The organism is Chryseobacterium sp. CCNWLW53, assembly GCF_037083525.1.
Classification (GTDB): Bacteria; Bacteroidota; Bacteroidia; order Flavobacteriales; family Weeksellaceae; genus Chryseobacterium; species Chryseobacterium lathyri.
Genome location: NZ_JBAOJR010000002.1, coordinates 218,723 through 232,527 on the forward strand (window position 1 = coordinate 218,723; position 13,805 = coordinate 232,527).

13 protein-coding genes and 1 pseudogene are annotated in these 13,805 nt (G+C 38.4%); 13 read left to right on the top strand and 1 reads right to left on the bottom strand.

What is annotated here, in order from left to right; all coding sequences use genetic code 11:
• Window positions 1-85 precede the first annotated feature (85 nt).
• From V6R96_RS05985 to V6R96_RS06025, 9 genes and pseudogenes are all read left to right on the top strand, one after another.
• Window positions 86-589 (top strand): GbsR/MarR family transcriptional regulator, encoded by a 504-nt coding sequence (locus V6R96_RS05985; RefSeq protein ID WP_111955055.1) that lies wholly within the window; start codon window positions 86-88, stop codon window positions 587-589.
• 189 nt (window positions 590-778) lie between these two features.
• Window positions 779-1,096, top strand: coding sequence for a hypothetical protein (locus V6R96_RS05990; protein ID WP_336378309.1), 318 nt, complete (start codon window positions 779-781; stop codon window positions 1,094-1,096).
• A 44-nt stretch (window positions 1,097-1,140) separates the two neighbouring features.
• Window positions 1,141-1,956 carry a DCC1-like thiol-disulfide oxidoreductase family protein gene (locus V6R96_RS05995; RefSeq protein ID WP_336378310.1) on the top strand — a complete coding sequence of 272 codons (816 nt, stop codon included), beginning with the start codon at window positions 1,141-1,143 and terminating at the stop codon, window positions 1,954-1,956.
• Window positions 1,957-1,961: 5 nt separating this feature from the next.
• The gene (locus V6R96_RS06000; protein ID WP_336378311.1) at window positions 1,962-2,744 is read left to right on the top strand and encodes a fatty acid desaturase; all 783 of its coding nucleotides are present in this window, start codon (window positions 1,962-1,964) and stop codon (window positions 2,742-2,744) included.
• A gap of 83 nt (window positions 2,745-2,827) precedes the next feature.
• The gene (locus tag V6R96_RS06005; protein ID WP_336378312.1) at window positions 2,828-3,295 is read left to right on the top strand and encodes an SRPBCC family protein; all 468 of its coding nucleotides are present in this window, start codon (window positions 2,828-2,830) and stop codon (window positions 3,293-3,295) included.
• An 11-nt stretch (window positions 3,296-3,306) separates the two neighbouring features.
• Window positions 3,307-3,516 (top strand): annotated as a pseudogene (locus tag V6R96_RS06010) (DUF2071 domain-containing protein); the annotation flags it as partial.
• A 143-nt stretch (window positions 3,517-3,659) separates the two neighbouring features.
• Window positions 3,660-5,102, top strand: a complete 1,443-nt coding sequence (locus V6R96_RS06015) for an alpha-L-fucosidase (protein ID WP_336378313.1) — start codon at window positions 3,660-3,662, stop codon at window positions 5,100-5,102.
• Window positions 5,102-7,771 carry a glycoside hydrolase family 3 N-terminal domain-containing protein gene (locus V6R96_RS06020; protein ID WP_336378314.1) on the top strand — a complete coding sequence of 890 codons (2,670 nt, stop codon included), beginning with the start codon at window positions 5,102-5,104 and terminating at the stop codon, window positions 7,769-7,771. The genes V6R96_RS06015 and V6R96_RS06020 overlap by 1 nt, the downstream gene beginning before the upstream one ends.
• A 161-nt stretch (window positions 7,772-7,932) precedes the next feature.
• Window positions 7,933-8,193, top strand: coding sequence for a hypothetical protein (locus V6R96_RS06025; protein ID WP_111954559.1), 261 nt, complete (start codon window positions 7,933-7,935; stop codon window positions 8,191-8,193).
• 144 nt (window positions 8,194-8,337) lie between these two features.
• Here the strand turns inward: V6R96_RS06025 and V6R96_RS06030 are convergent, their stop codons facing one another.
• Window positions 8,338-9,222, bottom strand: a complete 885-nt coding sequence (locus V6R96_RS06030) for a hypothetical protein (RefSeq protein WP_336378315.1) — start codon at window positions 9,220-9,222, stop codon at window positions 8,338-8,340.
• Between the two features lie 276 nt (window positions 9,223-9,498).
• Between V6R96_RS06030 and lpdA the strand changes: the two genes are divergently transcribed.
• The 4 genes from lpdA (at window position 9,499) to V6R96_RS06045 (ending at window position 13,669) form a co-directional block, all read left to right on the top strand.
• A complete protein-coding gene (gene lpdA, locus V6R96_RS06035) occupies window positions 9,499-10,887 on the top strand; it encodes a dihydrolipoyl dehydrogenase (RefSeq protein ID WP_111954561.1) in 1,389 nt (462 codons plus the stop codon).
• A gap of 29 nt (window positions 10,888-10,916) precedes the next feature.
• A complete protein-coding gene (locus tag V6R96_RS20730; protein WP_407934748.1) occupies window positions 10,917-11,003 on the top strand; it encodes a YvbH-like oligomerization domain-containing protein in 87 nt (28 codons plus the stop codon).
• A gap of 63 nt (window positions 11,004-11,066) precedes the next feature.
• Window positions 11,067-11,651 (top strand): hypothetical protein, encoded by a 585-nt coding sequence (locus V6R96_RS06040; protein ID WP_336378316.1) that lies wholly within the window; start codon window positions 11,067-11,069, stop codon window positions 11,649-11,651.
• Window positions 11,652-11,728: 77 nt separating this feature from the next.
• Window positions 11,729-13,669 carry a prolyl oligopeptidase family serine peptidase gene (locus V6R96_RS06045; protein WP_336378317.1) on the top strand — a complete coding sequence of 647 codons (1,941 nt, stop codon included), beginning with the start codon at window positions 11,729-11,731 and terminating at the stop codon, window positions 13,667-13,669.
• The last annotated feature ends 136 nt before the right edge of the window (window positions 13,670-13,805 follow it).

Here is a 13,805-nt window from a genome sequence, read left to right on the forward strand (position 1 = left end):
TTATTTTAAATTTAATTTTCAAAAATTATTGAAAATTCAAAAAATATAATTACATTTGTTATAGAAATTGAAAATGGAAAAACAAATGAAACTTTCAGAAGCAAAAGAAAAGTATATCCAGACTTGGGGAACATTCGCGACAAACTGGGGAATCAACCGTACGATGGCGCAGGTTCATGCATTGCTTTTGGCCACTGGAAAACCGCTTTCCACCGATGAAGTAATGGAACAGTTGGAAATTTCAAGAGGGAATGCCAATATGAATCTCAGGGCTTTGATTGACTGGGGAATTGTAAGAAAAGAATTTATAAAAGGTGACCGTAAAGAATATTTTGTAGCAGAAAAAGATGTTTGGTACCTGTTCAAACAGATTACAAAAGAAAGGAGAAAAAGGGAAATAGAACCTGTCATTGCTTTTCTGGAAGAATTAAAAAACATAGAGGATAATGATTCTCAGGAAGCGAAAGAGTTTGTAAAGCTGATGGATGATTTCAGTTCCGTAACGGGAAAGATCAACAATATTATGGATATGGCAATCAAAAGTGATGATCACTGGCTGGTAGGTAAAATTACTAATCTGTTAAAATAGAAAAGGATAACATCCTTTTTTATTTGAATTTTGCTTTCAAAAATTACTGAAAATATAATATTTATAAGATGTTTAATAAAAACACTTGCAAAATGAAAACACTCATCTTTAAGATCTGGATGTATATCACTTTCAGATCCTCCCATAAAAGAACCCGCGGGGATTTTCTAATCTTTTAAATAAATGATCATGAAAACATTTGCAGCATATGACTTTTATATTCAGTTAGCAATCTTGATTGCCGGAATCATAATCGAAAGCATCGGAATATTTGGAGGAGCATTTTATTTTGTGGTAGGCATTCCACAGCTTGTCAGCTTTTTAATAAGGGTTCTTCAGCCGGGAAAAAAAACTCTTTTATATATCATTTATGGAATTCTTATTCTACCGGTCTGGATTTCATTGTTGCTCGTTTTCGGACTTAAGGTGCATCCAGATATTACTGAAATGCTTCTGATGATCTTAATTGGTGCACTATTTTACAGTCCGGTTATGGCCGTAATCTAATCTATGATAATTACAGAACTTATAAATCTTACCAATAAACAGCCATGAACACTTTAAAAAAACACACCCTGATCTACGACAATGAATGTCCCATGTGCAATATCTATTCTAAAGGTTTTACAAAATTTGGAATGCTTGATGAGAATGGAAGAGAAGCTTTTACAGAAATCTCAAAAGCGAATAAATCCATTATAGACTTTAACCGTGCAAAAAACGAGATTGCATTGATAGATCACAACAGAAATGAAGTTGTGTATGGGTTGGACAGCCTTCTTCTGATCATTGGAAACTCCTTTCCTCTGCTTGAAAGAATTGGCAGGATGAATCCTTTGTACTGGTTTTTCAAAAAACTGTATTCATTTGTTTCCTATAACCGGAAACAGATCATTCCATCAGCAAATCACACTGAACAGGCTTGTATTCCTGATTTTAATTTGAAATACAGAGTAATGTACATTGCCTTTGTGATTGTCTTTTCGGCGTATATTCTAAGTATATTTTCCGGAAAGCTGGGACTAAGCCTGAATCATAGTTTTACAAGAGAATTGGGTATTTGCATCGGACAGATTATCTGGCAGACTGTATTTCTGAGAATTTATTTAAAAGATAAAATCTGGGACTATCTCGGAAATATGATGACAGTTTCTCTGATCGGAACACTGTTTTTAATTCCGGTTTTATTAACCAATTTCGCATCTTCTTTTTATATTATCTACTTCGGAATTGTTGTATTGATAATGCTTCTGGAACATTTAAGACGATGCAAACTCTTAAAGTTGAATGATCTTCCTACCATCTCATGGATCCTATTCAAAATGACAGCCTGGGCATTTATTATTTGGTTTACCCTTTTAAAATGAAAAAAATGAACCATCTTGAACTTATTAAAAAAGTAGAATGGAAAGACCTCAGAACTCTTTCCGTTAAAGAAATGCTCATTGAAAACAATATCAGTCTGCCTTGGCTTTTTATTTCGATATTTTTGGCTTATTATGAATATTACTGGCTGGCTCTTCCTTTTTCTGCATTCTATTTTCTGACGGCACTCAGACAGGTGCATAATGGCTTTCACAATGCTTTGGGAACCGGGAAATTTCTAACATGGCTCTCCCTGTATCTGAACAGTATTTTGATGATGGCATCTATTCATGCGGTAAAATTTAACCATATCAGGCATCATAAATTCTGTCTTTCAGAAGAAGATTATGAAGGCAAATCGGCCTCTATGAAATGGTATGAAGCAGTCTTGTATGGTCCGAAACATATGTTCATGATCCACTGGATCACCTTTAAAAAAGCCAATAAAAAGTATAAAAAAAATATGATGATAGAACTCGTTTCAATAGCGATTTTTACTTTTATAGTGTTTTATTTTCAGATTAATTTTTTGATCTATCATGCGTTGATCATGCTTTTCGGAGAATTTTTAATGGCATTCTTTGCAGTATGGACTGTTCATCATGACACCCATGAAAGCCCTGATATCGCAAGAACACAGCGTGGATCCTGGAAAAACAAAATTACTTTCAGTATGTTCTATCATATGGAGCACCATCTTTTTCCTGCTGTTCCAACGATCAAACTACCGGAACTGGCTGCAAGAATAGATAAGGAACTGCCGGAGCTGAACAAAAAACAGACTTTTTAAAAAAATAATAGCTTAGACAGCAAATGGTAAACTAAAATATGTATCTCGGAACACGAATCCCGAAACTCTTTAAAACTAAAACAATGGCTACAATATATTTAGAAACTCCAATCAAAGCAGATATTCATAAAGTTTTTGATTTAGCCAGGGATATTGACCTGCATCAGAAATCAACCGAAAAAACTAATGAAAAGGCAATAGCAGGAAGAACGTCCGGCCTTATTGAAGAAAATGAAACCGTAACATGGAGAGCCAGACATTTAGGAGTGAATCAAACTTTGACAACAAAGATTATCAACATGGAGAGGCCATCCCAATTCACGGATGTAATGCTTAAAGGAGCTTTTAAATCAATGAAGCACCACCATATTTTCAAACAGAAAAACGACAGTACAGTAATGATTGATATCTTTGAATTTGAATCTCCGCTGGGATGGGTAGGAAAACTTTTTAACCACTTCTTCCTGAAAGGTTATATGAAGAAATTCCTGTTGCAGCGGAATCAGTTGATTGGGGAAATAGCCGAAAAAAGCACAAATACTAACCTTTAAAACGAAAAAAAATGAACTTCCTGAAAGCCGAATGGCGAAAATTGGCCATCATCAACTACGAAATAGATCCTGAGATTTTAATGAAATACCTTCCCGAAGGTACAGAACTCGATTTTTATCACGGAAAATGTTACGTAAGCCTGGTGGGATTTATGTTTTTAAACACAAAATTACTAGGACTTTCCATTCCTTTCTACAGAAATTTTGAAGAAGTCAATTTGATAACTTCCCTCTTTTTAAATACGGAAACTGAACTCTTATTGAAAAGCAGAAATGAACTGGATAAAGCGCTGCAGCATTTATTGAAAAATTAAGGTTTGCTGATTAGTGGCAGGATGTTTAATTTAGCAAAAACGAACGTCATATGCTCATTAAACAGAAAACAAAAACCTTTTTTCTTTCATCTTTTCTTATTTCTTCTGCTTTCTTTTCACAGGCTCATAATGTATCTGCAGGCTATCAGAAGCCGGATGATCCGCTTGTTGTTCAGAATCTGGAGCAGTGGCAGGATCTGAAATTCGGGCTGTTTATGCATTGGGGGACCTACAGCCAATGGGGAATTGTAGAAAGCTGGAGCTTATGCCCTGAAGACGAATCCTGGACCCAGAGAAGGCCTGAACATGGGAAATCTTACAATGAGTATGTCAAGAACTATGAAAACCTTCAGACTACCTTTAATCCCACAGGATTTAACCCTCAAAAATGGGCAGAGGCAGCAAAGAAAGCAGGAATGAAATACGTGGTTTTCACCACAAAGCATCATGACGGTTTTGCCATGTTTGACACCAAGGAATCGGACTATAAAATTACCTCACCAAAAACACCGTTCTCAAAAAATCCTAAAGCAGACGTTACCAAAGAGATTTTCAATGCATTCAGAAAAGACGGTTTCAAAATTGGAGCTTATTTTTCAAAGCCCGACTGGCATTCGGAAAACTATTGGTGGCCCTATTTTCCGCCGAAAGGCAGAAATGTAAATTACGATCCGAAAAAGTATCCTGAAAGATGGGAAGGCTTTAAAACATTCACTTTTAATCAGCTTAATGAAATTACATCCAACTACGGGAAAATTGATATTCTGTGGCTGGATGGTGGCTGGGTACGGCCTTTTAAAACCATTGATCCGTCTGTGGAATGGCAGAGAACCATCAAAGTAGAGCAGGATATTGATATGGATAAAATTGGAAGCATGGCCAGGAAAAACCAACCGGGAATCATAGTTGTAGACCGTACCGTACCCGGAAAGTGGGAAAATTATGTGACCCCCGAACAGGCTGTCCCGGAACATCCCCTTTCCATTCCCTGGGAAAGCTGCATTACGATGGGAGATTCTTTCTCGTATGTTCCCAACGACCATTATAAATCCTCTCAAAAAATCATTGAAACACTCATCAAAATTATCTCCCGGGGTGGAAATTACCTCATGAATATAGCTCCCGGACCCAATGGAGACTACGATGCAGTGGTTTATGAAAGATTAAATGAGATTTCCGGCTGGATGGAGAAAAACCGGTCAGCTGTATTCGCTACAAGAAGTGCAGCGCCTTATCACAACGGAAACTTCTATTATACCCGGTCTAAAGATGGTAAAACCCTCAATGTTTTTCATATTGATGATCAGAAAGAGTATCAGGCTCCTGATGTACTCACTTTTTCACTTCCGGAAAACTTTAAACCGAAAGCATTGAAAATTCTTGGAATCAATACAAAAGTGACGTGGAAACAGACGGGAACTACAGTAGAGCTGAAGTTGCCTGAAGACAGAAAAAAATTAAAGTATGCCACAGCTATTCAAATGATGAACTAATGAACCTCTATTTTGTTAAAATTACAGTCATTACGCTGCTCGTAAATTCCACATTTCTGTATGCCCAGAAAGAAAGACCTTTATACAAAGATCCGAAACAGCCTGTAGAAGTAAGAGTTCAGGATCTGTTAAAAAGAATGACTCCCGAAGAAAAATTCTGGCAGTGTTTTATGATCCCGGGAGATCTGGATAATGTTCCCAAAGACCAGTACAGGCACGGAATCTTTGGTCTGCAGGTCAGTGCGGGAAATCAGGGTGGCGGGGCAGCAGGTCAGCTGTTGAAATATAATGCCGATGAAGATGCGGAAAAGCTCGCGAGAAAAATCAATGCTATTCAAAAATATTTTGTTGAAGAATCCAGACTGGGAATTCCGATCATCCCGTTTGATGAAGCTTTACACGGATTAATGCGGGAGGGAGCAACGGCTTTTCCCCAGGCCATTGGGCTTGCTGCCACATTCAATCCCGAAATGATGAAGCAGGTTTCTTCTGCCATTGCAAAAGAATCAAAATTAAGAGGAATCCGCCAGGTTCTGACCCCGGTAGTGAATCTGGCCAGCGATGTGAGATGGGGACGGACAGAGGAAACGTGCGGGGAAGATCCTTTTTTAACCTCTGTGATGGGCGTTGGTTTCGTAAGCTCATTTGAAAACCAGGGAATCATTACCACTCCAAAGCATTTTTTAGCCAATGTAGGAGAAGGCGGAAGAGATTCTTATCCTATTCACTGGAGCAGAAGATATCTTGAAGAAACCCATCTTATTCCCTTTCATACAGCATTTACCTCAGGAAAAAGCAGGTCTGTGATGACCTCCTATAACCTTCTCGACGGAAGACCTTCGACTGCCAACCATTGGCTGCTCACAGAAAAACTGAAAAAAGATTGGAATTTCAAAGGCTTTGTCATTAGCGATGCCAGTGCTGTAGGAGGTGCCAATGTACTTCATTTTACAGCAAAAGATTATGATGATGCCTCTGCACAGGCTATGAATGCAGGGCTTGACGTAATTTTCCAGACAGAATACAAACATTATCAGTTGTTTATTCCTCCGTTTTTGGATGGACGGATTTCACAGGAAAGGATAGATGATGCGGTAGCAAGGGTTTTAAAGGCAAAATTTGAACTCGGGCTTTTTGAGAATCCTTATATCTCTGACCGGGAAATTCATGAATTGAAAATGATTAATCATAAGCCGTTAGCCGAAAAAGCAGCTCTTGAATCTATTGTTTTATTACAGAATAATAGGGGAACACTTCCTGTTTCTGCCAATGTGAAAAAAATAGCAGTGATCGGGACGGATGCCGTTGATGCGAGACTTGGCGGCTATTCCGGGCCGGGAAACCATAAAGTAAGTATGCTTGAGGGAATTAAAAACTTCACGAAAGACAAGAATATAGAGATCCTTTATTCAAAAGGTATTACATGGGATCTGAAGGATTTTGCAACGGTTCCTGCGGATCTTTTATCATCTGAAAATCAGAAAGGTTTAAAAGGAAATTATTTTCCAAATACGGGCTTCCAGGGAAAGGAGGCTTTTCAAAGGCAGGATGAGCAGATTAATTTCAAATGGACCCTATACTCGCCGGATCCTGAAAAACTACAGCCGGACAACTACAGCATCCGGTGGACAGGTCAACTGAAGGCTCCGGGTAATGGAAAATATCAGCTCGGCCTGCGTGGAAACGATGGTTTCAGATTATATCTGGACGGAAAATTAATTGTTGATCAATGGGAAAAGCTGGGCTATTCAACAAAAACAGCTGCCATAGATTTTGTGAAAGACCAACAATACAATCTCATTATAGAATTCCGGGAAAGCAGGGGAGAAGCTCATGTTGAGCTGATCTGGAATTATGGTATTGATGATGCTCAGAAAGAATTTAATGAGGCTTTAAAAACTGCAGAAAAGGCAGATCATATCATTGTTGCTGCCGGAATTCATGAAGGAGAGTTTCAGGACCGTTCCTCGCTGAGCCTGCCCGGAAATCAGGAAAAATTTATTCATGAAGTTTCAAAACTGAACAAACCCATAACCGTAATTTTAGTTGGAGGCTCTGCTATCAAAACCACAGTGTGGAAAGATAAAGCAGGAGCCATTCTGGATGTTTGGTATCCGGGAGAAGAGGGCGGAAACGCGGTGGCGAAAATTCTTTTCGGAGCGGAAAATCCTTCAGGGAAATTGCCCATTACCTTTCCAGCCGAAGAAGGGCAGCTGCCATTGACCTACAATCATCATCCGACAGGAAGAGGAAATGATTATTATGATTTGAGTGGTGAGCCATTGTATCCTTTTGGTTTTGGCCTTAGCTATACCACTTTTGAGCTTTCGGATCTGCAGCTTAATCAGTTGAAATATTCTGAAAATGATACTGTTACTGCCCGAATCAATGTCAAAAATACAGGAACCAAAGGAGGAAGTGAAGTCGTTCAGCTGTATGTGAAAGACCTGCTGGCATCAGTTTCAAGACCTGTTATTGAGTTAAAAGGTTTTCAGAAAGTGTATGTAAATCCCGGGGAATCAAAGCAGATAACCATTAAAATCCCAGTCAAAGAACTCCGGTTTTTAAATGAAAATATGAACTGGACAGTAGAAAAAGGAACCTACAGAATTATGGTCGGAAATTCCTCTAAAAATCTCCCCTTAAAACAGAATATTGAGGTAGAATAATTTCTTATTCAGGATTTATCTTTTTCTAAAGCCTGCTGACAGAAGGTGAATGCGAAGGATAAAAACTCTGGTACGATATATGTAATATGTATTGCAAAACCTGAATGAATTGAATGGATATTAATTAATCATTTTAAAATCATTCTTAAAAGTAAAATGTCATGAAAAAGTTTTTTATATCAACCGTATTGTTATTAGTTTTATCGATGAGTGTGAATGCCCAGAAACGACCACCGGCACCTCCACACCCATCCAAAAGTGAGCTAATCAGCAGTAAATCGCGTGAGCTGGACAAAAAATACAATACAGAAAAGAAACTGATTATGAATCATCCGCTTGCCACAAAAAAGATGAAAAGAGATCAGATGAAAGCTTTAAATGAAAGATACCGGACCGAGAAAAGATTACTTAAAAAACTGTAATCTTGGGTTATACATTAAAACAGATATAAAAAGCCGTTTCACATCTTGTGAAACGGCTTTCTTCATTTTATTCTATAATTATTCTCAATCTTTTTTTCATCTTCCATCTTAGCCTCATCCTCTATCCTAACCTTAGCCTCATCCTTAATATAATTTCCTAGCCAGCAACAGATTCAGCATGAAAGTCCCCGTCCAGTTACTGTTATTGGATCCGTTGGTTCCTATAAAGTCAATACGGGAAACAGAAACGGTAAGTCTTGTTTTTCCTGAAACATTCGCAAGACTTACGAAAGAAGCAGTAAAAACATCAGGAAAACTGGAATTGTTTCCTGCTGTTAAAATAGGATACATATTGGTGACATTGAAAGGGGTGCCCTGGTATTCATAGACGATCGTCATACGGCTCGCATTGGAGTAACCTGCGGTGTGTGCATAGGTGGTAGAAGCTTTGCTGATCACCCACCATGCATCTGTACCTGTACCCGTATCATAAGATGTTACTGTATGATTAGTCCAGTCAGCTACTCCCGGAGAGCCACCCCCGTGAGGCGGAATAGAAAGCTGTATCCCATAAATTTCTACGTTGCTCGGTTTGGGAAGTACCGTAAATGATAGATCCCATGTTCCTCCTGTCGTATTGCTGTTGTTGACCACTTCCGCATAAGCTCCGGTAGGAATCACAAAAGACGAAACCGGAGTATTGTCGATCCTTAGGGTATTGCCACTCGATGCCTGAAGCGTAATGCTGGAAGCAGAGATGTTTTTCATTTTATAAATTCTTCCCGTATAACTAGTAGTACCCGTTCCGATGACAGGAAGTGTAAAAGTAGCATTGGCAACTCCGTCATAAGTGATGTAATGATCTGTAGCGGTTATGTTATAGGTTGTCGCGGTGATTTGCTTGTAATCGGCTCCCAGAGACCCGGCAACAGCTAAAGTACTGTTAGGTGTTGTTGTTTTAATACCAACTTGTGCATTTAAAAACGCACTACACAGAAGAAAGATCGAAATAAAGTTCTTTATTTTCATATTGTTATATCTTCGGCAAAAATATGAAAATTATTGTAAAATATTCATTTACAATTGTTTATTTTTATTCTTTGACACTTAAATCATTTGATTGTAATTATATATATTGTGTTTAATTTTTGAAATGGTATTTAATATTTGATAAAAAAAAGATGCTCAGGGTTGTTAGACCGGGCGCTGACTGATAAAATGAACTTAGTGTTCAGTGAAATATGAAATGGCAGAACATAGAACATCCAATATTTTTCCTTAAATTCGCATAAAATTTTTAAAATAATGAACTACGATATCATTGTCATCGGAAGCGGTCCTGGCGGTTATGTTACAGCGATCAGAGCAGCACAATTGGGTTTCAAAACTGCAATTATCGAGAAAGAAAACTTAGGGGGAATCTGCCTGAACTGGGGATGTATTCCTACGAAAGCTTTACTGAAGTCTGCTCAGGTTTTTCATTATATCAACCATGCTGAAGACTATGGTCTGAATAAAGTGGAAGGAAGCTTTGAGTTTCCAAATGTAATCCAGAGAAGCCGTGGCGTTGCCAACAAAATGAGCAAGGGAATTGAATTCCTGATGAAGAAGAACAAGATCGACGTGATTCTTGGGACAGCTAAGGTTCAGAAAGGTAAAAAAGTTTCTGTTACAGATAAAGATGGTAAAGTGACTGAATATGCAGCAGAGAACATTATTATCGCAACAGGAGCACGTTCAAGAGAACTTCCTAACCTTCCTCAGGATGGTAAAAAAGTAATCGGATACAGACAGGCATTATCTCTTCCTGAGCAGCCGAAATCTATGATCGTTGTAGGTTCTGGTGCTATCGGGGTAGAATTTGCCGATTTCTATAATACAATGGGAACTAAAGTAACTGTTGTAGAATTTATGCCAAACATCGTTCCTGTAGAAGATGAGGAAATTTCTAAGCACCTGGAAAAATCTCTTAAAAAGACAGGAATCGAGATCATGACTAATGCATCAGTTGAAAGTGTTGATACAAGCGGAGAAGGCGTTAAAGCAACTGTAAAAACAGCTAACGGAAACATTACCCTTGAAGCCGATATCTTGCTTTCTGCTGTAGGTATTGCTGCCAATATCGAAAACATCGGATTGGAAGAAGTAGGAATCCAGACAGATAAAGGAAGAGTTTTAGTGAACGAATGGTATGAAACTTCCGTTCCGGGTTACTATGCAATCGGTGATATCATTCCTACACAGGCTTTGGCACACGTTGCTTCTGCTGAAGGAATCACTTGTGTTGAAAAAATCAAAGGAATGCACGTTGAAAAAATCGACTATGGCAATATCCCGGGATGTACATACTGTCACCCAGAAGTAGCCTCTGTAGGTCTTACGGAAAAGCAGGCTAAAGAAAAAGGATACGAGATCAAAGTAGGGAAGTTCCCTCTTTCCGCAAGTGGTAAAGCAACTGCTAACGGAAATACAGACGGATTCATCAAAGTTATTTTTGATGCCAAATATGGTGAGTGGTTAGGATGTCACATGATTGGAGAAGGAGTTACAGATATGGTTGCAGAAGCAGTAGTGGCCAGAAAACTGGAAACTACAGGTCATGAGATCATTAAATCGATCCACCCGCATCCAACGGTTTCCGAAGCGATTATGGAAGCAGCAGCAGCAGCTTACGGTGAAGTAATCCATATCTAAGATCAATTTAACTGATACCTGTATTCAGAATATGTTTTAACTGGTCAAAAAACAGTTTTGAAAAATACAACCAGAATGACTTTTCAGCGATTTTTGAAAAGTATATGAATAACTAAAATATTAATAACTATATTTAAAGCTCAGATTTGCTCTGGGCTTTTTTTATGATAGCTGCAATTATGAAAAAGATAAATTTACTCCTTCTTTTCCTTTGTTTTAATTTTTTATTTTCTCAGAAAGAAACATACTTTCCGGCAAAATATGTCCTGAAAAGTTCTAAAGACACTATAAAAACAAAAATTCTCAATATTGGATTGTATGATAATGAAGAGTTTTCTCCGGCAACTTATATCCGCCAGATCACAGTGTTAGATCCTTCAGGTAAAAAGCTGAAAGTGAATGAAAATGATATTAAATACCTGGAAATAAGAGACCTTAAAAAAGTAAAAAGAACATTCGTTAACTCAAAATCCGTTCTTTCTAAAGATTCCGGATTGCTTCAGGTAATGTATAGCGGGAATAAGACGCAATGGTACAGAAAGAGCTTTTACGACGGCCCGATCTATACCTATGAAACAAAGAATACAGATTATTTGATCATGCGGAAGAATAAAAATATTAATGAAATATATTTTAGGGCACCGGGAGCAAGGGCACAATTGAAGGAAATATTTGGAGCGTACCCGGATCTTTCACTATTGATAGATGGGATGGTTGAGGATACAGATTTAATAAAGATCCTTGAACGATATGATAAAAAATAATCATATAGAAACTTTGTAAATAAATGAAACCATGGATAATGTCTGTGGTTCTTTGTAAATTCAGGCAAAATTTAAGCATGAAAAACAAATATATTATTCTTCCTCTTCTGTTCGCCGGACTCCTGTCTGCACAGACGAAAAATGACTTTGTAAGCCCCAATGAGAATCTTATTGTCGAAAATATTCTGCCTATTCCAAAGAGTTTGAATCAGACTATTAAAAAGTATTCTGAGAGTAGAAATGCAGGTGTTGCAGACATTCATCCTAATGGAAAAGAGATCATTGCGGTGACCCGTTTTGCTTCGACCAATCAGCTTCATAAGATTTCTGTTCCCATGGGAGCGAGAAAGCAGATTACTTTCTTTGATGAACCCGTCAATACAGCCTCATATGAGCCTGTAAAGGGGGAGTATCTGATCTATACCAAAGATACCGGAGGAAATGAATTCGGGCAGCTTTTTAAGCTTGATCTGAAGACGATGGAATCTAAACTTCTCACCGATGGCGGACGATCCCAGAATGGAGGAGTAATCTGGAAAAAAGATGGGTCAGGATTTTATTTTTCATCCACAAAAAGAAACGGTGGCGACAGGGATATTTATTACATGAATCCTCTAAAACCGGAAGATGCACAATTGGTACTGGAAGTCAAAGGAGGCGGCTGGGGAATTTCCGATCTTTCCGAAGACGGTAAAAAGCTTCTGGTTGCAGAATATGTTTCAGCTAACGATTCCTATCTGTACCTGTATGATCTGGAAGCTAAAAAACTGGAACCCATCACAGACCGCAAAGAAAAAGGAGTCGTGCAAAGCGCTGGTATTTTCAGCAAAAATCCTGATGAAATTTTTTATGTTACAGACCGGAATAATGAATTCAGCAGACTGGCAGTTTTAAATTTAAAAACCAAAAAAACAGAATACCTGACCTCTTCCATTCCATGGAATGTAGAAGATTATGAGCTTTCTGAAGATAAATCCACGCTGGCATTTGTAACCAATGAAAGCGGAATCAATAAATTGTATATTCTGGATACGGCTACAAAAAAATATGTACCTGTTAGCCAAATCCCGATCGGTCTGATTGGTGGTGTGAAGTTTTCCAATGATGGGAAATCTCTTTATTTCTCCAGATCAGCAGCAGATTCCGGTGCAGATGTTTATAAAATGGATATGGCCACCCGGAATATAGAAAGGTGGACGGAAAGTGAGCAAGGTGAAATGCAGCCTTCCGATATGTCCGTCCCAAAACTGATCGAATGGAAGAGCTTTGACCAAATGAAGATCTCAGGGTTTTATTATCCAGCGTCATCGAAGTTTACAGGAAAAAGACCAGTGATTATTAATATCCATGGTGGCCCGGAAGGACAGTCTATGGCATCTTCTATAGGCTCTTCGAACTATTTTACCAATGAAATGGGAGTTGCCATGATTTATCCTAATGTAAGAGGTTCATCCGGTTTTGGGAAAACATTTATTGCGGCCGATAACTGGGACCTGAGAATGAATTCCGTGAAAGATATCGGAGCCCTTCTTGATTGGATCGCCAGGCAGCCTGAGCTGGATAAGGACAGGATCATGATCATGGGAGGAAGCTACGGAGGCTTTATGACTCTGGCCACTGCTTATGAATATGCCGATAAAATCAGATGCTCCGTAGATATTGTGGGAATCTCCGATTTTAATACCTTCCTTAAAAATACGGAAGAATACAGAAGAGACCTGAGAAGGGTAGAGTACGGTGATGAAAGGATTCCCAAAATGGCTGAATTCTTTACCAAAATTGCTCCTCTGAATAATATCGATAAGATTAAAAAACCAATGTTCATCATCCAGGGAACCAATGATCCCAGAGTTCCTGTGACGGAAGCTGTTCAGATGAGAGATAAGCTGAAAGCCCAGGGAAAAACAGTATGGTATCTGGAAGCTAAAAATGAAGGCCACGGATTCAGGAAAAAAGAAAATGTGGATTTTCAGCGTCTTGCCGTGATCAGATTCATGCAGGAATACCTGCTGAAATAGCAGCAGCATAAAAACTGTCCATATTCTGGATGTATCAAAATAAAACCACAAAAGTCAGAAAATTTATAGGTTTAAAGTATTTGAAAATTCTGTGACTTTTGTGGTTTAAAATATTATGTAACGACCATAAGAGTGT